The sequence below is a fragment of the Schleiferilactobacillus harbinensis genome (assembly GCF_008694105.1).
In the GTDB taxonomy this organism is placed as follows: Bacteria; Bacillota; Bacilli; order Lactobacillales; family Lactobacillaceae; genus Schleiferilactobacillus; species Schleiferilactobacillus harbinensis.
On the sequence record NZ_CP041364.1, the window covers coordinates 3,141,158 to 3,162,346 of the forward strand.

At 51.9% G+C, this 21,189-nt stretch carries 14 protein-coding genes, 1 tRNA gene and 3 rRNA genes; 9 read left to right on the forward strand and 9 right to left on the reverse strand.

What is annotated here, in order from left to right:
• A complete protein-coding gene (locus FMM01_RS15420; RefSeq protein ID WP_150393117.1) occupies positions 1-942 on the reverse strand; it encodes an L-lactate dehydrogenase in 942 nt (313 codons plus the stop codon).
• Between the two features lie 197 nt (positions 943-1,139).
• Here FMM01_RS15420 and FMM01_RS15425 point away from each other — a divergent pair, with 197 nt between their 5' ends.
• Positions 1,140-1,820: a metal ABC transporter ATP-binding protein gene (locus FMM01_RS15425; protein WP_150393118.1), complete on the forward strand. Its 681-nt coding sequence runs from the start codon at positions 1,140-1,142 to the stop codon at positions 1,818-1,820.
• A gap of 14 nt (positions 1,821-1,834) precedes the next feature.
• Complete coding sequence (locus FMM01_RS15430) at positions 1,835-2,632, forward strand: metal ABC transporter permease (RefSeq protein WP_027828120.1); 798 nt, start codon at positions 1,835-1,837, stop codon at positions 2,630-2,632.
• Here FMM01_RS15430 and FMM01_RS15435 read toward each other — a convergent pair.
• Together FMM01_RS15435 and pepF are read right to left on the reverse strand one after the other, a co-directional pair.
• The gene (locus FMM01_RS15435) at positions 2,629-2,976 is read right to left on the reverse strand and encodes a DUF960 family protein (RefSeq protein WP_063515714.1); all 348 of its coding nucleotides are present in this window, start codon (positions 2,974-2,976) and stop codon (positions 2,629-2,631) included. The two genes, FMM01_RS15430 and FMM01_RS15435, sit on opposite strands and share 4 nt — an antisense overlap.
• 154 nt (positions 2,977-3,130) lie before the next feature.
• Positions 3,131-4,927 carry an oligoendopeptidase F gene (gene pepF / locus FMM01_RS15440; protein WP_190973498.1) on the reverse strand — a complete coding sequence of 599 codons (1,797 nt, stop codon included), beginning with the start codon at positions 4,925-4,927 and terminating at the stop codon, positions 3,131-3,133.
• 189 nt (positions 4,928-5,116) lie between these two features.
• Between pepF and FMM01_RS15445 the strand changes: the two genes are divergently transcribed.
• From FMM01_RS15445 to FMM01_RS15460, 4 genes are all read left to right on the forward strand, one after another.
• Entirely contained in the window at positions 5,117-6,166 is a 1,050-nt protein-coding gene (locus tag FMM01_RS15445; protein WP_027828117.1) for an LCP family protein, read from the forward strand.
• A gap of 156 nt (positions 6,167-6,322) precedes the next feature.
• A complete protein-coding gene (locus FMM01_RS15450) occupies positions 6,323-7,771 on the forward strand; it encodes an amino acid permease (RefSeq protein ID WP_150393326.1) in 1,449 nt (482 codons plus the stop codon).
• 70 nt (positions 7,772-7,841) lie between these two features.
• Positions 7,842-8,222 (forward strand): hypothetical protein, encoded by a 381-nt coding sequence (locus tag FMM01_RS15455; protein WP_150393120.1) that lies wholly within the window; start codon positions 7,842-7,844, stop codon positions 8,220-8,222.
• 954 nt (positions 8,223-9,176) lie between these two features.
• Complete coding sequence (locus FMM01_RS15460) at positions 9,177-10,721, forward strand: ABC-F family ATP-binding cassette domain-containing protein (protein WP_027828115.1); 1,545 nt, start codon at positions 9,177-9,179, stop codon at positions 10,719-10,721.
• A gap of 50 nt (positions 10,722-10,771) precedes the next feature.
• Here the strand turns inward: FMM01_RS15460 and FMM01_RS15465 are convergent, their stop codons facing one another.
• Positions 10,772-11,122, reverse strand: a complete 351-nt coding sequence (locus tag FMM01_RS15465; RefSeq protein WP_150393327.1) for a glycoside hydrolase domain-containing protein — start codon at positions 11,120-11,122, stop codon at positions 10,772-10,774.
• Between the two features lie 441 nt (positions 11,123-11,563).
• Here FMM01_RS15465 and FMM01_RS15470 point away from each other — a divergent pair.
• The 3 genes from FMM01_RS15470 (at position 11,564) to rrf (ending at position 16,509) form a co-directional block, all read left to right on the forward strand.
• Positions 11,564-13,135 (forward strand): 16S ribosomal RNA (locus FMM01_RS15470).
• A 237-nt stretch (positions 13,136-13,372) separates the two neighbouring features.
• Positions 13,373-16,291, forward strand: a 23S ribosomal RNA gene (locus FMM01_RS15475).
• A 101-nt stretch (positions 16,292-16,392) separates the two neighbouring features.
• Positions 16,393-16,509 (forward strand): 5S ribosomal RNA (gene rrf / locus FMM01_RS15480).
• Together the 16S, 23S and 5S rRNA genes form the textbook arrangement of a ribosomal RNA operon.
• Positions 16,510-16,662: 153 nt before the next feature.
• On the opposite strand, the gene tnpC is transcribed toward rrf, so the two are convergent.
• The 5 genes from tnpC to FMM01_RS15505 all read right to left on the reverse strand — a co-directional run bounded on the left by tnpC (position 16,663) and on the right by FMM01_RS15505 (position 21,039).
• Positions 16,663-18,219 carry an IS66 family transposase gene (tnpC, locus tag FMM01_RS15485; protein WP_150391428.1) on the reverse strand — a complete coding sequence of 519 codons (1,557 nt, stop codon included), beginning with the start codon at positions 18,217-18,219 and terminating at the stop codon, positions 16,663-16,665.
• Between the two features lie 98 nt (positions 18,220-18,317).
• Complete coding sequence (tnpB, locus tag FMM01_RS15490) at positions 18,318-18,677, reverse strand: IS66 family insertion sequence element accessory protein TnpB (RefSeq protein WP_150391429.1); 360 nt, start codon at positions 18,675-18,677, stop codon at positions 18,318-18,320.
• Positions 18,652-18,846, reverse strand: coding sequence for a hypothetical protein (locus FMM01_RS15495; RefSeq protein WP_027827606.1), 195 nt, complete (start codon positions 18,844-18,846; stop codon positions 18,652-18,654). The genes tnpB and FMM01_RS15495 overlap by 26 nt, the downstream gene beginning before the upstream one ends.
• Before the next feature lie 120 nt (positions 18,847-18,966).
• The gene (locus FMM01_RS15500; RefSeq protein ID WP_223850085.1) at positions 18,967-20,769 is read right to left on the reverse strand and encodes a DNA/RNA helicase domain-containing protein; all 1,803 of its coding nucleotides are present in this window, start codon (positions 20,767-20,769) and stop codon (positions 18,967-18,969) included.
• A 198-nt stretch (positions 20,770-20,967) separates the two neighbouring features.
• Positions 20,968-21,039 (reverse strand) — tRNA-Asn (locus FMM01_RS15505).
• Between the last annotated feature and the right edge of the window lie 150 nt (positions 21,040-21,189).

Below are 21,189 nucleotides of genomic sequence, written 5' to 3' on the forward strand. Positions count from 1 at the left end.
TTACTTGGCGGCCATGACGTCAGCCAGATTCTGTTTCAAAATCCCGGCCGATTCGGTGAGCCGTTTCATATCAGTCGGATTCAGATCCAACTCAATGACCCGTTCCAACCCATTTTCTCCAATAATGCAGGGCACCCCAATGGAGACGTCATGCAAACCGTATTCGCCGTCCAAGTGCACCGACATAGCGAAGGCAGAGCGCTGATCGCCAAGAATGGCGGCAGTGATCCGGGTCAGACTAGCGGCGATGCCGTAGAACGTGGCCCCTTTCTTATCGATGATTGAGTAGGCGGCAGTCTTAACGGTGTTGGCGATATCGTCTAAGGTTTCCTCCTGCTTGTCCGCTGGCAGCCAATCCTTGATTGGTTTGCCGCCGATACTGACGTAATCCCAGGTTGGGAATTCCGAATCGCCGTGTTCGCCCAGGATATAACCGTGGACGGCCCGGGCGTCAATGTTGAAGCGCTGGCCAATCTCGGACCGCAAGCGGGCGGAATCCAGAGCTGTGCCGGAACCAATCACTTGATTACGGGGCAGACCGGTGATACGCAGCACGAGTTCGGTGAGGATATCCACCGGGTTGCTGGCGATGAGAATGATGCCGTTGAAACCTGACGACATGATCTGGTGGGAGATATCCGTCAGGATCTGGGCATTCTTTTGCAGCAGTTCCAAGCGGGTTTGCCCCGGCCGTTGGGCAATGCCGGCAGTGATGACGATCAGGTCGGCATACTGACAGTCGTGGTAATTGGCGGCATAAATGTTTTTTTGGGCTGCATAGGGCAGGGCGTCATTCAAGTCTTCTACGTCGCCTTGAACCCGTTCCATATTGATGTCGATGATCCCCAGACTCTGACCGACTCCCGAGGTCAGACAGTTGAAGGCAAAGCTGGAACCGATTGCCCCGTCGCCAATCAAAATAATATTTGCTAGTTTAGGCATATGCATTGCTTCCTTCCATGTTTTCCAACAGTCATACCAATATCGTGATTCTGACTACATTGTACCGTGGTGGGAATGCAAACGCTATTAATATGACTTATCGCTCAGACATGCACGACGGCTCATATATCCTGTTAGGGGACCATGCTATACTAGAAAATACTGATTAATTGTAAGCAAAGGAGCAATAAAACTTGATGGGACAGCCATTAATTCAAGCGGCAGATTTGAGCCAAGCCTTTGGCGATCGAACCATTTTCTCCCACATCAATTTCACCATTCCCCGTGGGGCAATGATCAGTTTAGTCGGGGCGAACGGGTCGGGTAAGACAACGCTGACGCGCATCTTGTTGGACATCTTGAAACCTACCAGCGGTCAGGTCACTACAGCCGGTGATGGTCATTTACAGGTGGGTTATGTGCCGCAGTTTCGTAACTTAGACCGGGACTATCCGTTATCGGTCCGCAGTTTTGTCCAGCTGAATCAGCTGGGCCGGCCCTGGCCATGGCACACGGCGGCTGAAAAGCAGGGGCTGAATCACGTATTGACCGAGACCAATTTGCTTAAGCTGGCAGCCACCCCCTTAGGGATGACGTCCGGCGGCGAGAAGCAGCGGGCATATTTGGCCCAGGCACTGGTGAACCAGCCGGATTTGCTGATTCTGGACGAACCCACCGCCAGTTTGGACGTGGCGGTCAAGCATGAACTGATCGGTTTGGTCCGCCAGTTGAACCAGACCAATGGCTTGACCGTGTTGTTTGTCACCCATGATCTGCCTTTGGCCAAAGAGTTTACGGATCAGTATCTGCTGCTGCAAAACGGCCGCATGAGTACTGGGTCGGCCCAGGCCATCACAGACGACATGATTTCGGATTAGGGAGGGACGATTAGATGTTTCAACTCGAATTTATGCGCAATGCCTTTGTTGCCAGCACCTTTATTGCCCTGACTTGCGGGATCATCGGGGTCTTCGTGATCGCCCGGAACCTGTCGTTTTTGGCCCATACATTATCCGAAATCGGTTTTGCCGGGGCGAGTTTCGGGGTCTTCACAGGATTGGCGCCGCTGGACGGGATGCTCCTGTTCACCATGATCTCCGCCGTGGCGGTGGGTGAGATGTCCACGGAGCAATCCCGCCGGGAGGCGGCGATCGCGGCCATTTCTTCTCTGTTCATGGGGCTGGGTATCCTGTTTCTTTCGCTCGCTAACAAGAGCGCCAGCTACGCGACCAATATTTTGTTCGGCAGTATTATCGGAATCAGTGTCCACGAAGTGTGGCAGCTGGTCGTGCTGTCGCTGTTTATGCTGGTGGTCATGTTCTTTGCCTACCGCTATCTGGTGTTTGATTCCTTCGACAGCATCGGCGCCCGGGTGCAGCATTTGCCCAAGCATTTCTTATCTATTCTGTTTCTGCTGATGCTGGCGATCAGTGTCAGTATCAGTGCCCAGATCGTTGGCTCGCTGCTGGTCTTCGTCCTGCTGACGCTGCCGGCCTCCAGTGCCCGTTATTTGGTCCACACCGTGCCGAAGATGCTGCTGATTTCGGTTGCTTTGGCGTTGCTGGGCGTCTGGGGCGGACTGGTGCTGGGCTACTATACCAACTGGCCGGTGACGTTCTTCATCGCGACGATTGAAGTCGTCATTTATTTAGGCACACTGTTGTATGCCCGAGTCGCCCAGGGCGATTAGTCGCCGTAGTGAGCTTGCAGGGCGGGCAGTTCCTCCGGCAGGCACATGATTTGCCGTTCCCCCACGGTGTACACGATAATCTCAGTCGGCAGCAGGTCCGTGGCACTAAATAATTGCATGTCCCAGCGGTGATGGTAGCGCGGGCCGTCTTGGACGCAAGCTAGCCGGCAGTGGCAGGCTTCTTGGCGAATGAAGAAATGCAGTTCATGACTCACCGCCACCCCTTCCATGGGCAGCGCATCAATATAGTGCCAGAGCAGGCGGCAAAAATAGGCCGGAGTTTGCTCTTGAATGCCTGGGGTCAACAGGCGCGGCGGGCTTTGTTCAACAGGGCTGGACATCATCGGAGACGCCTCCTCATCATGTTCTTTATTCCATTGTACGGAATCCCCCGGGCCAGTGATATCTCAATAAGCACGCAAAAAACGCTGATTCCTGTGATGATTTTTCATCATTCGAGGAATCAGCGCTTTTCTATCTGTTCAAAAATAACGAATGTTAGACTAATTTCTCCAAAGCATTCAGCCGGTCAGCGAAGACGCGGAAGGCGTTCTCCAGGTAGTCGGCCTGGGTCATATCGACGCCGGCGCTTTGCATCGTGTCGATGGCATAGCGGGAGGAACCGCTCTTCAAGAAGTTGTTGATGTAGCGATCCACCGCGCCATCAGCGCCGCTGGTGATCTTGGCGGCCAGAGTGGATGCCGCCGCGAAGCCGGTTGAGTATTGATAGACGTAGTAATTGTAGTAGAAGTGGGGGATTCGGCTCCACTCCAAGGCAATTTCGGGATCCTTGGCGGTCTCAGGGCCGTAGTAGCGGGCATTCAGGTCGCCGTAGAACTGACTCATACTGTCGGCAGTCAGCGGCGTGCCCTGCTGCTGGGATTCGTGGATATGGTGTTCGAATTCTGCAAACTGGGTCTGGCGGAAGACGGTGCCCTTGAAGCCGTCCAAATAGTGGTTCAGGACATAGGCTTGAACGGCGGGATCCTTTTGTGTCTTCAATAAGTAATCCGTCAGAATGTTTTCGTTTGTAGTGGAGGCAATTTCTGCGACGAAGATTGGATAATCACCGTACTGATAAGGCTGGTTGTGCCGCGTATACCAGGAATGAACACTGTGGCCAGTTTCGTGGACCAGGGTGTACAGGTTCTCCAGATCGTCCTGCCAATTGAGCAGTTCATAAGGCGGCGTGTCGTAGGCCCCGCCGGAATAGGCTCCAGAGCGCTTGCCCTTATTTTCGACCACGTCAATGTAGCGATTGTTGAAAATCTCGTCGACATGGCTCAAGTAGTCCTCTCCCAAAACACTCAAGGCGCGGCGGGCCTCCTGCTTGGCCTCAGCAAAGGTGTAGCTGAGCTGGGGCGTGCCGGTGATCGGAGTATACATGTCATACATGTGTACGGTGTCGAGCTTCAGCAGCCGCTTGCGCAGTGCCACATAGCGGTGGAGCAGGGGCAGGTGGGCGTTGACTTGTTCGATTAAGGTGTCATACACACTGGCCGGAATATGGTTGCGAGCCATGGCTGCTTCCCGGGCGCTGCTGTAGTGGCGGACTTGGGCGGTATAGTTATCGGCCTTGATCTGGCCGGCCAGCGTGCTGGCAAACGTGTGCTGATATTGGCCATACGCGGCATACAGGCCCTGGAAGACGCCTTTGCGCACGTCCCGATTAGGTGATTGCAGCAAGGTGCTGTAGACGCCGTTGGTCAACTGAACGTCATTGCCGTCCTCATCTTTGACCATGGGCAGCTTCAGATCGGAGTTGCTCAGGACGTTGAAAGTCTGGGCAGAGGAAGAAAAGACATCCTCCGCGGCCGCCAGCAGCGCCTCTTGGTCAGCGGGCAGCACGTGGGCCCGTTTGACCGTGATCACTTCAATGAAGTGGCGATAATCAGCCAGCTGGGGGGTATCGATGAAGAATTGCTCTAGCTTGGCCTCTGGGATGGCCAGGATCTCCGGTTCCATGAAGGCTGTTGCGGCGGACACCTGAGCGGCTAGCGCCGAGGCTTGGGCATCGTAGCTCTGGTAATGGGCATTGCCGGTGTCCTGATCACTGCGCATGCTGGCGTAGACGTAGACTTTTTCAAAAGTCCGGTAGACACTCAGAATGGCCTGGATACCCTTGAGCAGTGCTGCCCCGCTTTGGCCCAGCGTGCCGACGTACTGCGTCAGATCAGCTGCCGCCGTTTTCACTTGGGCAAAGGTCTTTTCCCACTCTGCATCGGTGGCGAAAACCTTGGTCAAATCCCAGGTTAAGTCCTCAGGTACTTGGTCCCGGGTGGGTTGTTTGGTGATTGTACTCACATTGATCCCTCCAAAGATTAAGATATGCCTAGTATACCTGTTCATATCCCGGGACGCACGTGTATGCTATAGTGTATTCTGTTTCTTTAAGACCTGCTAAAGCCAGCGCTATCGCTTTTGCATTTAGCTGGCGTTATAGTATGATAAATACCAGAATTTTACTGGAATCGAGGTTACATCGTGGATTCACGCAGTCGTAAACGGCCCCCAGTGCGTCATCGGGGCTTCAAGATTTTCTTTCTGTTTCTCTTCATTGTCCTCGCCGCTGGCGGCGCCTACGCCGCGCGGGTGTTCTATCAGACGAAGAGCGCCATTGATAAGACGTATAACCCCATTGATGATAAAAAGGTCTCGACGACGATTCAGGATAAGAAACCATTCTCGATCCTGCTGTTGGGCGTCGACACGGGGGCTGAGGGCCGAATCGATCAGGGGTCGACCAACCAGGGCGATGCGAATTCGGATACCATTATTATCGCCACCGTGAATCCCGACCAAAATAAAGTCACGATGACCAGTATTCCCCGGGATACCGTTGCAGAGATCGTCGGTCGGCCGCAGCAGGATATTGAAAAGATCAATGCGGCGTATAACTATGGCGGCGAAAAAATGGCGATCAACAGCGTGTCTAAGCTCGTCAATGTCCCAATTGATTACTATTTAACAATTAATATGGGTGGTTTGGAGAAAATCGTCGACGCGGTCGGCGGGGTGGACGTGGATAATCCGTTTGCTTTCACGTCGTCGTATACTGGCGGTCAGCATTTTCCAAAGGGCGAACAACATTTAAACGGGTCAATGGCCCTGGCTTACGCCCGAATGCGGCATGAAGATACCACCGGCGACTATGGTCGGCAAAAACGGCAGCAGCAAGTCATTAAGTCGATCGTCAAGAATGCTCTTTCAATCGGGACGTTGACCCGGTTGCAGACATTGCTGGATTCAGTGTCCAGCAACATGCGTACTAACCTGACTACTGATGATATGATGAGTATTTTCAGCAATTACCGCGATACGGCGAAGAATATGGTCAGTGCCACGCTGCAAGGTCAGGATGCCTGGATTGGCGACGGTGCCTATCAAGTACCCACCAGTGCAGAATTGCAGAAGGTGTCGGACAATATCCGGACCGCCCTGGGCTTAGAAAAAGAGACACTGAATAATGAGAACATCCGCTTGAATGCCCAGAACCCGAACTTCCAGGTGGGCGGGGAGTACTACATTCCTTGATGACTCTGGTCTAGGCCAATTCTCATACCGCTTTCACGGGAACACCCCTTTTCCACTCACTGAATACTTACACCGTTCACAAGACAGAAACCTGTTATTTCCACTATAATCGGTTTCTGTCTTTTTATCGTGCTCAAAAATCACAAGAAAGCGGGAATATTTGTGGCAGCAGAACAGAAACAATTGCGCTGGTATAACATTGCGCTCTTAGCATTCGTGGCCGTCTGGGGCCTCGGGAACGTCGTCAACAACTTCTATAACCAAGGATTGACGGTCATCGTTTCCTGGATTTTGATCATGATCTTGTACTTTGTCCCCTACACCTTAATGGTCGGTCAGCTGGGGGCGACCTTCCCCGCTGAAGGGGGCGGGGTGACCTCCTGGATTGAGAAATTGTCCGGAAAAAAACTGGCCTTCTTCGCGGCCTGGACTTATTGGGTCGTCCACGTACCGTATTTAGCGCAAAAGCCCCAAGCTATTTTGATTGCCTTTTCGTGGCTTTTCCAAAGCAACGGCAGTTTCGTTAACTCCAACAAAGGGATGATGGTCCAGCTGCTGTGTTTGGTCCTCTTCCTCTTCTTCATGTGGATGTCGTCCCGGGGGATCACGACGCTGAACCGGTTGGGCAGTATTGCCGGGTCGGCCATGTTCATCTTGTCGATTCTCTTCATTTTGTTGGGCGTGTCCGCACCGATGATGACCGGTTCCACCATCGCGACGGCCCATATGGATCAGCTTTCCAGCTATATTCCGAAGTTTGACTTGAATTATTTGACCACCATCGGAATGCTGATCTTCGCTGTGGGCGGGGCGGAAAAGATTTCGCCCTACGTCAATAAAACCCATGATCCGGCCAAGGAGTTCCCTAAAGGGATGATTGCCCTGGCCATTATGGTCGCTATTTCTGCTGTATTAGGCTCTTTTGCCATGGGTATGATTTTTGACGCCCATCATTTACCTGCCGACTTGTATGCCAACGGTGCCTACATGGCGTTCCAGCGGTTGGGTGATTTTTACCATGTCGGCAATCTGTTTATGTGGGTCTATGCGGTGACTAACGCCATGGCTTCCATGGCGGCATTAGCCGTATCCATTGATGCACCGCTGCGGATGCTGCTGGCGGATGCCGATCCGCATTTTGTCCCCCAAGCATTGAGCAAGAAGAACAAGCATGGCGTTTACATCAACGGCTATGTGATGACGGCAATTTTGGTCGGGATCATCATTGTTCTGCCCGCCTTCGGTATCAAGGGGATGAATGATTTGTATGGCTGGCTGCTGAACCTGAACGCCATCGTCATGCCGATTCGCTATCTCTTTGTTTTCTTGGCCTACATGATGCTCAGCCGCCAACTGAAGAAATTCCATTCCGACTATACCTTTACGAAGAGCAAGACAGTGGGCTTTATCGTTGGTCTGTGGTGCTTCCTCTTCACTGCGTTCGGTTGTATTCTCGGGATGATCCCCAAGGCCGGTTTTGTCCATGATGTTACCGGCTGGTGGTTCCAACTGGGGCTGAACATCATTACCCCCATTGGCTTGCTGGCTTTAGGCCTGTTGTTGCCAATCATTGCCCGGCGCCACGAGATTACTGAGAAGCTGTAACCGGCTTTGCTCCAACATTGAGATTGCTGTAAAGTAGGGCTATCGAAACGTAGAGGAGCTGAATTTCGGCGTGCGCAAGAATATGATTTCCACCATTATCATGGCTCTGATGGCCTTCATTACTGGCTTCGTGGCTTTTGCCATCCTGCTGTCCCGAATCGGTCACTATCCCCTCTGGGTCGCCGTAATCGGCGGTATTTTGGGCGGCGGCGCAGTGGCTTATGCGGAGTACTATCATTTGCGGCAGCGGGCCAACATCAAAGCCATTGTCCAGGAATATCGGTTGACCAGTGATGATTTGGCACGGATCACCGGGGAACGGAGTACTGATTTTCCCATTTATCATGGCGATCTATCTCTGATCGTGCCGAAGCGGCGCTGGGGCCTGATCGAGAAGAAGCTCCAAACCTGGGCGGCTGAAAATCCCCGGCCAAATATTAAGAAAAAGTAAAGGCTTACATTATTTGTAGGCAAGGGTTGCAACCGATTCCAGTACATGCTATATTATAGTTGTGGAATGGAAGAGGGAACAACCTCAGAACTTCTCAAGCAGCACAGCAACAATTGGCAACATCGGATCAAGAATCAAGCAACATGCATCATCGTAGCAAGAATCATGGTCCACGTACCAACTGGAGCATCCCGGAAATGCCGGTAAGACTCCGCGTCTTGGGTCTGACCGAGACGATGTCGGATCCAGCCAGCACCAAGTGTCGAGTTAGGAATGCCAGAGTGGTCTTTCCAGAGTTCAGCACTAACGGCGGAGAGTGCGACTGCACTCCGCCCAGGTGAGAGCCAGATAAGACGTCGAAAGACGTTGGGTCGTTGTATCGTCACAGAAGGATTGTGGTCAAAGCTTCGGGCGCAGCAGGCGTTCAAGAAATGGCCCACAAGCACCAGAAAGCAACATTGGAACACCGCATCAGAAACACGGTTCCAGATACAGTAACGCATCACGCAACACGAGTTTCCGGTACGCGAGTTTCAGCAGCAACAAATGAACAAGTGCAACACCATGCATCAACCGATCCAAATAATTGTCGGAGGTGTCTGTTCTATCACAGAACAACAACACGTTCCAAGCATCATTGCAGATTGTACCGCCATATAGAGACAATAAGGGCGTAGATCGTTGCATCGCGAGAGTGCGGTGCACCACCGCCAAACCTAACTGACTGGTTTATAGTCAACGTGGTGGTGTCGGCAATTGATGGACAACTGAATAAAGTATCACGAGGTGGAAAGTAATTACCATTTTGGCGAGTAACGCAAACAATGGTTGTTCCTCCGTTCCTGATTAGCAGGATTCAAGTAAGAGAAGGCTTGAATCCTGTTTTTTTTGCGTTCAATTTCTTTCCGTGGCATACTGGATAGCAGTATTTTCTGAAAGAAGGAGGCGCCGCCGATGGCCCTATTGTCTGTCACCCATCTCAGTCATCAATTTATGGATAAACAACTTTATATGGATGCTGAGCTGGTGCTCAACCCCCATGATCGGATGGGTATCATTGGGCAAAACGGGGTGGGTAAAAGTACCCTGATTCATATTATTACCGGTCAGCTCATCCCGGATGAAGGCCGGGTGGATTGGCAAAAACGGGTTCGTTACGGCTATTTAGACCAGTATGCCAAGCTAAGCCCGGGCGTGACCATCAATGGTTTTTTGCACTCTGCCTTCGCTGATCTGTATGCTGATGAAAAACGGATGAACGATTATTATACGGACTATGCCAGTAATGGCGATGCAGATGTGTTGGCCAAAGCGGGGACGATCCAAGAGGAACTGGAAGCCGCGGATTTCTATAACATCGATACCCGGGTGGATCAAGTAGCCACTGGGCTGGGATTGGCTGAATTAGGCGCGGATCGGGACGTCACCAAGCTGTCCGGCGGTCAGCGCTCGAAGCTGATTTTGGCCAAGCTGCTGCTAAGTCAGCCGGATGTCCTGCTCTTGGACGAACCGACCAACTTCTTAGACAAGGACCATATCGATTGGCTGATCAACTTCCTGCAGGCCTTTAACGGGGCCTATATTGTGGTTTCCCATGATTATGATTTCTTGGATCAAGTGACAAATGTAATTTGTGATGTTGAATTCGGCAAAATTACGCGATATACCGGCAACCTGAAGCAAGCCTTGAAGTTGCGGGACCTGGCTCATGAGAGCTATATGCGGGAGTTCAATAAGCAGCAGGAGAAGATCAACAAGGCAGAGGCCTATATCCGCAAGTACAAGGCCGGATCACGCTCCAAGAGCGCCCGATCCCGGGAGAAACAGCTGGCCCACGTTGACCGGCTCACTCCGCCAGGCAACACTAAACGGCCGGTGCTGGATTTTCCCTATGTGGATACTGCCAGCGAGATTTTGGTCACGGTCAGCGATCTGCTGATCGGGTACGACCAGCCGTTATTGAAAGAACCGTTGAATTTCTCTGTTGGCCGCGGCGAAGTCGTGGTCTTCGCCGGCTTCAATGGGGTCGGGAAGACGACCCTGCTGCGGACGATTCTTGGCGAGCTGCCGGCCCTGGGCGGTGAAGTCGATAAGTCGTCGACCATGATTCCTGGCTATTATGATCAGGAACTGCACTGGCAGGCACCGCTGGCGTCACCTTTGCAATACCTCCAGGGCATTTTTACTAAAGCCCAGCCTCGGACACTGCGCCAGGCCCTGGCCCGGACCGGCCTGACTGCCCAGCAGGCGATGAGCCCCATTCACGAGCTCAGCGGCGGCGAACAATCGAAGGTCAAATTGGCCAAGCTGCTGCTGACGCCCAGCAATCTTCTCCTGCTGGATGAACCGACGAACCACCTGGACGAGGCCACTAAGGACGCTCTGCGCACCGCCATTCAGGCATTCTCCGGCGGGGTCATTCTGGTTACCCATGAAGAGGGCTTCTATGATGATTCTTGGGTGGACAAGGTGTTGGATATTGCGTCGTTAAGAAAATAAGGGATCAAAAAACGGCTGTCTTCCGTTGCTGGGAGACAGCCGTTTTCGGTTTAAGCCTGCAAGGCTTGGACTTCTTTGATGATTCCGTCAAACTCAGTGACCAATGTCTTGTATTGATCGATTTGGTCGCCATACTTGGCATTGAATCCCGCCAAGCCATTGGCTGCGAATTCGTACTCGTATTGGAAGATCGCTTCGTAGTTCTTTGCCAGCTTTGCCAGCAGCGCATGATTTTCCGGGCCGCTCATTTGCAGCGCCATTTGGATTACTCGAAAATCTGTGTAGGCTAATTCGAATTGCACCGCCCATGCCCGCATGAAATCGTGTTGCGCATGAATGTGCAGAAAGTGATGATCGACCGTCCATTGCAGCCGATCAATGGAATTTTTAACATCAAGCATCGCCATAATCATTTCCCCTTTCAACTCGTTGAACACCCGCACTATAGGCTTCGCGGGGGCTGCCGGTCAATTAATGTGCTCACTTCTGGGCGCCTTTTTTCAACTTTTTTCGAAAAACAGTTGACGCTGTATGGCTCAGCTGGTATGATATTTTTCGTTGTCATTTTCCAAGACAGCAACAACCCATATGAGCGACGCAATGTTGATTGAAAAAAAGATGTTGACATGGGTTGCTCGCCATGATATATTATATGAGTTGTCGCTTGAGACAACAAAGCAACGCAGGCCTTTGAAAACTGAACAAAGTTTTGACGAACGGATCACATATCTTCCTTCGGGAAGATAAGCAATCCCGCAAATGTATCGGTACTCAGCTTCGGCTGAGGCAACATTTGCGAATGTCAATTTCGCAAGCAAGTAAATTTATTGAGCCGCAAACTTTTAAATGAGAGTTTGATCCTGGCTCAGGACGAACGCTGGCGGCGTGCCTAATACATGCAAGTCGAACGAGGTTTGGTCAGTTTGCGGTGGTGCTTGCATCACCAATTACCGATCAAACCGAGTGGCGGACGGGTGAGTAACACGTGGGTAACCTGCCCTTCAGCAGGGGATAACATTTGGAAACAGATGCTAATACCGTATAACCACGGAGACCGCATGGTCTTCGGGTAAAAGATGGCGCAAGCTATCACTGAAGGATGGACCCGCGGCGTATTAGCCAGTTGGTGGGGTAACGGCCTACCAAAGCAATGATACGTAGCCGACCTGAGAGGGTAATCGGCCACATTGGGACTGAGACACGGCCCAAACTCCTACGGGAGGCAGCAGTAGGGAATCTTCCACAATGGACGCAAGTCTGATGGAGCAACGCCGCGTGAGTGAAGAAGGCTTTCGGGTCGTAAAACTCTGTTATTGAAGAAGAACGTGTATGACAGTAACTGGTCATGCAGTGACGGTATTCAATCAGAAAGTCACGGCTAACTACGTGCCAGCAGCCGCGGTAATACGTAGGTGGCAAGCGTTGTCCGGATTTATTGGGCGTAAAGCGAGTGCAGGCGGTCTTTTAAGTCTGATGTGAAAGCCTTCGGCTTAACCGAAGAAGGGCATCGGAAACTGGGAGACTTGAGTGCAGAAGAGGAGAGTGGAACTCCATGTGTAGCGGTGAAATGCGTAGATATATGGAAGAACACCAGTGGCGAAGGCGGCTCTCTGGTCTGTAACTGACGCTGAGGCTCGAAAGCGTGGGTAGCAAACAGGATTAGATACCCTGGTAGTCCACGCCGTAAACGATGAATACTAAGTGTTGGAGGGTTTCCGCCCTTCAGTGCTGCAGCTAACGCATTAAGTATTCCGCCTGGGGAGTACGACCGCAAGGTTGAAACTCAAAGGAATTGACGGGGGCCCGCACAAGCGGTGGAGCATGTGGTTTAATTCGAAGCAACGCGAAGAACCTTACCAGGTCTTGACATCTTCTGCCAGGCTGAGAGATCAGCTGTTCCCTTCGGGGACAGAATGACAGGTGGTGCATGGTTGTCGTCAGCTCGTGTCGTGAGATGTTGGGTTAAGTCCCGCAACGAGCGCAACCCTTATGATCAGTTGCCAGCATTCAGTTGGGCACTCTGGTCAGACTGCCGGTGACAAACCGGAGGAAGGCGGGGATGACGTCAAATCATCATGCCCCTTATGACCTGGGCTACACACGTGCTACAATGGGTGGTACAACGAGCAGCGAGACCGCGAGGTCAAGCGAATCTCTAAAAACCATCCTCAGTTCGGATTGCAGGCTGCAACTCGCCTGCATGAAGCTGGAATCGCTAGTAATCGCGGATCAGCACGCCGCGGTGAATACGTTCCCGGGCCTTGTACACACCGCCCGTCACACCATGAGAGTTTGTAACACCCAAAGCCGGTGAGACAACCGCAAGGAGTCAGCCGTCTAAGGTGGGACAAATGATTAGGGTGAAGTCGTAACAAGGTAGCCGTAGGAGAACCTGCGGCTGGATCACCTCCTTTCTAAGGAAAAAGTCCTGTGCCCCCCGGTCACAGGCAACGGAAACCGATACAGTCAAAACTTTGTTCAGTTTTGAGAGGCCTGCCTCTCAAGATTTTGTTTGTTCTTTGAAAACTGGATATCATGAAGTGAAGGTCAGCTCGTCAGAGCTGACCACACCGAGAAACACCACTGTGATTTTTTTGAGTTCAGGCGGACTAAGTCCGCCGAATCAAGCGCTGTTTACAGCGTTTCACTTAGGTTAAGTGAAGAAGGGCGCACGGCGGATGCCTTGGCACTAGGAGCCGATGAAGGACGGGACAAACACCGATATGCTTCGGGGAGCTGCACGTAAGCTTTGATCCGAAGATTTCCGAATGGGGGAACCCAGCCATCTGAGAAGGTGGTTGATCAGTCGTGAATACATAGCGGCTGATCGGCAGACGTGGTGAACTGAAACATCTCAGTAGCCACAGGAAGAGAAAGAAATTTCGATTTCCCAAGTAGCGGCGAGCGAACAGGAAAGAGCCCAAACCAGCGTGCTTGCATGCTGGGGTTGTAGGACCGATGTAGTGAGTGATAAAAGAAGGAATTAGGCGAACGGCCTGGGAAGGCCGGCCAGAGCGGGTGACAGCCCCGTAGCCGAAAGTTGCTTCTCTCCAATCGGGATCCTGAGTACGGCGGAACACGTGAAATTCCGTCGGAATCTGGGAGGACCATCTCCCAAGGCTAAATACTCCCTAGTGACCGATAGCGAACCAGTACCGTGAGGGAAAGGTGAAAAGCACCCCGGAAGGGGAGTGAAACAGTACCTGAAACCGTGTGCCTACAAGTAGTCAAAGCCCGTTAATGGGTAATGGCGTGCCTTTTGTAGAATGAACCGGCGAGTTACGTTAGCTAGCGAGGTTAAGGCAGAAAAGCCGGAGCCGGAGCGAAAGCGAGTCTGAATAGGGCGAGTGAGTTAGCTGATGTAGACCCGAAACCAAGTGACCTACCCATGACCAGGTTGAAGGTGCGGTAAAACGCACTGGAGGACCGAACCCACTTATGTTGAAAAATGAGGGGATGAGTTGTGGGTAGCGGTGAAATTCCAATCGAACTTGGAGATAGCTGGTTCTCTCCGAAATAGCTTTAGGGCTAGCCTCGGAAAAGCGGATACTGGAGGTAGAGCACTGTTTGGATGATGGTCCCGTCTCGGGATACTGAATGCAGATAAACTCCGAATGCCAGATATTTGTTTCCGGGAGTCAGACTGCGAGTGATAAGATCCGTAGTCGAAAGGGGAACAGCCCAGATCACCAGTTAAGGTCCCTAAATCCATGCTAAGTGGAAAAGGATGTGAAGTTGCACAGACAACTAGGATGTTGGCTCAGAAGCAGCCACCATTTAAAGAGTGCGTAATAGCTCACTAGTCGAGTGACTCTGCGCCGAAAATGTACCGGGGCTAAGCATGGTACCGAAACTGTGGGTGCGACCGCAAGGTCGTGCGATAGGAGAGCGTTCTAAGGGCGGTGAAGGCAGACTGTGAAGACTGCTGGAGCGCTTAGAAGTGAGAATGCCGGCATGAGTAACGAAAAGGCAGGTGAGAATCCTGCCCGCCGCAAGACTAAGGTTTCCTGGGGAAGGTTCGTCCGCCCAGGGTTAGTCGGGACCTAAGATGAGGCCGAAAGGCGTAATCGATGGCCAACAGGTGGAGATTCCTGTACCGATCTGTTATGTTTGAGCGAAGGAAGGACGCAGGAGGCTAAGGTGAGCACGCAGCTGGAAAAGCGTGTCCAAGCACTGAGTCTGGGAGCGAGTCAAATGCTTGTTCCTAAGGACAAGGTGTGATGGGGAGCGAAATTAAGTAGCGAAGCACCTGATGTCACACTGCCGAGAAAAGTTTCTAGTGAGTAACAGATCGCCCGTACCGCAAACCGACACAGGTAGTCGAGGAGAGTATCCTCAGGCGCGCGAGAGAACCCTCGTTAAGGAACTCGGCAAAATAACCCCGTAACTTCGGAAGAAGGGGTGCTGACCGGAAGGTCAGCCGCAGTGAATAGGCCCAAACAACTGTTTATCAAAAACACAGGTCTCTGCTAAATCGAAAGATGACGTATAGGGGCTGACACCTGCCCGGTGCTGGAAGGTTAAGAGGATCTGTTAGCGTAAGCGAAGCAGAGAATTGAAGCCCCAGTAAACGGCGGCCGTAACTATAACGGTCCTAAGGTAGCGAAATTCCTTGTCGGGTAAGTTCCGACCCGCACGAAAGGTGTAATGATTTGGGCACTGTCTCAACGAGGGACTCGGTGAAATTATATTACCCGTGAAGATGCGGGTTACCCGCGACAGGACGGAAAGACCCCATGGAGCTTTACTGTAGCTTGATATTGAGTGTCTGTACCGCATGTACAGGATAGGTAGGAGCCGTAGAAACCGGGACGCTAGTCTCGGTGGAGGCATTGGTGGGATACTACCCTTGCAGTGCGGCCACTCTAACCCGCGCCACTCAGCGTGGCGGGAGACAGTGTCAGGCAGGCAGTTTGACTGGGGCGGTCGCCTCCTAAAGTGTAACGGAGGCGCCCAAAGGTTCCCTCAGAATGGTTGGAAATCATTCACAGAGTGTAAAGGCATAAGGGAGCTTGACTGCGAGACAGACAGGTCGAGCAGGGACGAAAGTCGGGCTTAGTGATCCGGTGGTTCTGTATGGAAAGGCCATCGCTCAACGGACAAAAGCTACCCTGGGGATAACAGGCTTATCTCCCCCAAGAGTCCACATCGACGGGGAGGTTTGGCACCTCGATGTCGGCTCATCGCATCCTGGGGCTGAAGTTGGTCCCAAGGGTTGGGCTGTTCGCCCATTAAAGCGGTACGCGAGCTGGGTTCAGAACGTCGTGAGACAGTTCGGTCCCTATCCGTCGCGGGCGTAGGAAATTTGAGAAGAGCTGCCCTTAGTACGAGAGGACCGGGGTGGACATACCGCTGGTGTACCAGTTGTGCCGCCAGGCGCAGAGCTGGGTAGCTATGTATGGCAGGGATAAGCGCTGAAAGCATCTAAGTGTGAAGCCCCCTTCGAGATGAGATTTCCCATTCCTTTAAGGAAGTAAGACCCCTGAGAGATGATCAGGTAGATAGGCTGGGAGTAGCAGCCCCGTGAGGGGTGGAGCGGACCAGTACTAATCGGTCGAGGACTTAACCAAGAGCGTACCGGAAGGTACGCACCTCAAAGAGTCACATTGGTGATTCGAAGAAAGACACTTCATGATGTCCAGTTTTGAGAGAACAAACTCTCAAATTTAAGTACAGTGGCGATAGCGAGAAGGAACTACCTGTTCCCATGCCGAACACAGAAGTCAAGCTTCTCAGCGCCGATAGTAGTTGGTGGGAAACTGCCTGCGAGGGTAGGACGCTGCTGTTCTTAATGAGTAAAGGACATTCACAGAGATGTGGATGTCCTTTTTTTGGTATAAGGAAAAGAACGCTTATTAAGTAAGCGGTCGTTGAAATAGGTGTGAAGACAAAAATGGTGCAATCCTCTATCATGAAGATTGCACCATTGCTTTACCCGCTGTTATTCGTGACAGAACGCCTGCACCTTCGGCGCCCACGGCAAATAGTCCTGCAAGGCGACCATGTCGCCGGGAGCCGGCAAATTAGGCACTGTGTCGAATAGATAGTTGAAATATTTACTCGGATCGAGGTGATTAGCCCGTGCTGTCGTGAGCAGACTAAGAATGACCCCCGCAGCCGTCGCGCCGCGTTTGCTCTGCGAAAACAGCCAATTTTTACGACCGATGACCAGTTCTTTGACGGCGCGTTCGGCCCGGTTGTTCGATAGTTCAAGTCGGCCGTCCAACAGGACTGCCCGCAAGCCAGCCTCATGCTTCAACGCATAGGTGATGGCTTTGCCCACCTTGGATTTTGGCAGATAGCTGCCGTCCAACGAGACCAGCCAAGCGAAGAACGCATCCATGACAGGTTTGAGTCGTTGTTCGCGCTGGGTTTGACGTTCATCAGCCGACAAGTCTTGCCATTTCTTTTCCCATTGGAAGAGATCATTGCAATACTGGCGGCCCGTTGGGGCCAGCCCCTTGTCTCCGGCGGTCACGGCTTCGTCAAACTTACGACGCACGTGAGCCCAGCAGAAGACATTGGTGACCCCAAGCAAATTAGGGTAAACGGCGTAGGCATCACTTTGCAGGTAGCCTTCGTAGCCGGCCAGGAACCGGGCAGCTTCCTCGTAACCGCGGCTATTACCGTGCTCATACATGACGATCTGGTGGGCGCTGTGCTTGCTGGACGTGTAGACCCAGTAATAGGTCTGCGCCTTCTTTAGATCCAACACCCGGTAGGGCGTTTCGTCCGCATGGATAACGTCTTGAGTCAGCAGATCTCGGTGCATCAGCTTGTATAGGGACTCCAGGTAGCCTTCTGACGCCTTGATGTGCCAGTTGGCAATTGATTGCCGGGTGAAATCGACCCCGCGACTGTGCCACAAGCGTTCTTGCCGGTTGTCCGGAATCTTGTAGGCAAACTTAGCCATGATGGATTCGGTCAAGACGCTTGAAGAAGCTGGACTATGCGGTATGGCTGGGCGAGGCACATCGGACTTCTTAAGGAACTGGTTGCCGCGCTGATTCAAGCAGCCGTTAGGACACGCGTAGGTGTGCCGATAGACGATTGTGTGCAGGAGCTGTGCCGGAATCAAGGTTGCTTCTTCGCGTACTTTCGACCGGCCGATATCCTGCATCTCTTCACCACAGACCGGGCACTTGCGCTCCTCACCTTCGAGCAGGCAATCCTGCTCGTCCAGCGGCAGCTTGTTCAAGTCGGTGCTCTTGGTCCGTGTCGCTTTCTTGAGCTTCTTCTTGGCGACCTTGCGGTCATCACCGGTGAGCTTGTCGATGATGCTTTGTTCTTCACCGGTGATGATGTGCTCATTGAACAGGTTCGTCTGGCCATGCGGCAGGTTATCGCTTGATTCCCGGCGCCGACCGAACAACATGCGCTTCAAGACGGCGATCTGTTCCCGGAGGTCCTGATTTTCATTTATCGAATTCTGCAGTGCGGTGCGTAATTGTTCTGGCGAAGCGTCCACCAATCGCACTGCATCTTTTGTGTCTACCAATCGGTGTTCCTCCAATAAATATAATAAATGGATTATATCATGTTTTATACGGCGAAGGAAAGAGGAGATGCTAATAAATCATGGCTTCTCCTCCTCAATTAGTTGGTATATCCTGGCTTGAAATCATGAATGGTACTCCGTTCTTGAATACTTAGACCAGTAATCAATCGCTTCAGCTGGTAATGACTGAGATGCTGCACCTCAGAGCGCGTTCGCGGCCACTGCAGGTGGCCGTTCTCGTACCGTTTGTAGTAAAGAACAAACCCACTGCGGTCCCAGTACAGAGCCTTGAACCGATCGCGCTGACTGCCGCAGAATAAGAACAGCGAGTGATCATAAGGCACTTCGTCTTCGCCGTACAGCTCCCGCAAGGAAGCGGCCAAACCGTCGATTCCTTTGCGCAGGTCCGTTTTTCCGCAAATGATATAGATGTTAAGCTCTTGGATATTGGGGAACATTGCCTGTCAACTCCTGGAGCACCACGTGCAGAATTGCCCGGTCAACACCGGTGTAAAACACGACCTCGGCGTCCTTGAGCTTCACTCGTGCCGCAACCTGCGGTTTGACCAGCGGCTTCGGCGACCGGTCGGTCACCTGGATCGGCACGATATCTTTGATTTGAACCATGAAAGGCCTCCTTGTTTACTTGATAAACCAAGTTTACAAGGAGGCCTGCACCGGGTCACGATACCTATGTCAACGACCGCTTACCTTATTAAGCTAAACAGCGTCCTTTCCAAATTTTAATTAGAGGATATGCGCAGCATGCAGCACGTCGTATACATGCCGTTTGGTAGCGGCATCCTTGAACCAGATATAAGTCCCACGGCGAGCGCGGGACAATAGAATGTAATATTGATTCATGACCAGAGTCGTCACCGCTCCGCTGGGAAAATTGAAGTTTCTCACCTTTAAGGCATCAGTGATGCCTAGCTTGAATGAGAGGTCCTGATGTTCTTTTTCGCAGTATACCCAGCGCTTTGCGCGAGTATCCCAGCGGAGGCTATCGTTCCAGATAAATCCTGTGTAATCGTAATCCAACCCTTGGGCGCAGTAAATTGAGCCCACTTGGTCTACAACCTTTGCCGATTGACTTTTATACCACTCGTAAAGAAGATGATGCGGGTAGGGGTGCCATTCTTTGGAGAACTCTTGACCGTTATGATCCCGAATGAAGATGTCATCAGCGCCAAACTCACGAGAACGGCGGCGCAACCAATCCATGGGAGCAAACCATCTGGCGGAGAAACCGTGTTCCTGGTGTGCCTTGAGCCTTTTGTCGATGGCGCTGAGTGAATCTGTGATGGTGACTTGAAATTGACTAGCAGCCGGTTCCTGCGACGGTGTTTGTTCATCGAAAAAGAGGTGGCGCAACACTGCGGTGAAGTGATTTTCGAAGCCGCACCGCTTCTGCACGGTGAGTCGTTTGCAAACCGGTGTTATCCCAGCGGTAAGCAGGGCACACTTCAAGACAAACTCTGTACCGCATTCTTTAACGTGCACACACTGGTGGTCATCCACTAGAAATACAAGAATCTTCGGCCGCGTGTTAGGGCCGACGAGGGTATAAATGTGTTGCGGTACGTCGCTCATCCGATGTGCCTCATCAATGATGACCAAGCTGTAGTCGTGCTCACTCAACATGTCCAGATAAGGCAATTGCCGCGGGTCGCCGCTGGCACTCATTGCTTGGCCTAAGATGTTGTGCAGCATCCTGCTTTTAGCGAATGTAAAAATAGTCCTTCGAAGAGGGATAAGATGGCGCTGGACCGCCAAATATTCCAGATGCAGTCCCACAATAGTCTTTCCCGTGCCAGCGCTGCCTTGAACGATCATAGCCATGTGCCTGGGATTTTTCTTGAACTCCGCACACAGCTGGTCGAATGCGAGTGATACTTCGATTTGATCAGCTAGCATCACCGCGTTGTCCTTTCGCTGTAATATCTTGGTGATACCGAAAAAGTCGGCTCTGCTCAACTCGTAATGGCCAGCGAGAAATTGTTTGGCCGTTTGTTCGCCGGAGCATTTCTTAAAGAGAGAACCGAGATAGTGTGTCAGCCTAGCTTCATCATCCTTAACAAAAACCAGATGAGCGTATTGAGCAAACGCGCGATATTCATCGGTAAACAGTTTCGGTTTTTGGGATTCTGGCAGATTATGCATAAAGGCCAGCACAGCAAGCTGAATGTTATCCGCTTTCACAACACTGTGGTTGGCCTCCAGCTGATGCTCGTACTGAAACATTTGGGCGACTGGGTGCATCCGGTATTCGTTCGCGAAGTTCATTTTGACTTGGTCAGCGTGCTGTGCACCGCCATCACCAATCTTGTTCCACTGTTTTGATTCAACGATCAGGGCAAGCGGCCGGCCGAATAATCTACTGAATCCGCAAATAATTGCGTCAATTCGATGCGTGCCAATGAGCGAATACTCGGCAATCAGCCACAGATCTGACAAGCCGCTGGTGTTGACGATTTGGATAAGCCGATACAACGACTCGCGCCAAGATCGTTGTTCCTCGAAGTTATGGGTGCTGTCGGGTGGCAGCATTTTATTCACTAAGTCATCGGGGCTTAATAGCGCCAGCCGGCCGACTTGATCTGCGATGAGGTAACTCAAACGGGATCACTCCTTTAACTGAGTAAATGCGAATTTTTTTTCAAAAGTCGTACATATTACATTACGCAAACGGAATTAATATTGCAGACGAAAAAAAGCACCACCCCGCATTGGGATGGTGCCGATCAGCTGCCCGGGCAGGACTCGAACCTGCAACCTTCTGATTAACAGTCAGACGTTCTACCATTGCACTACCGAGCAAAATGATGTTGAGATGATATTACCAGCCTGTAAGATTAAAAGCAAGCAAAAAGATTGCTCATTTAAAACATTCCTTCCCCTGCTGCGGCGGCTCTTTACAACCTACGGGGAACACCGTATTCTAAAGGGAATGACGCGACAGCACAAGAA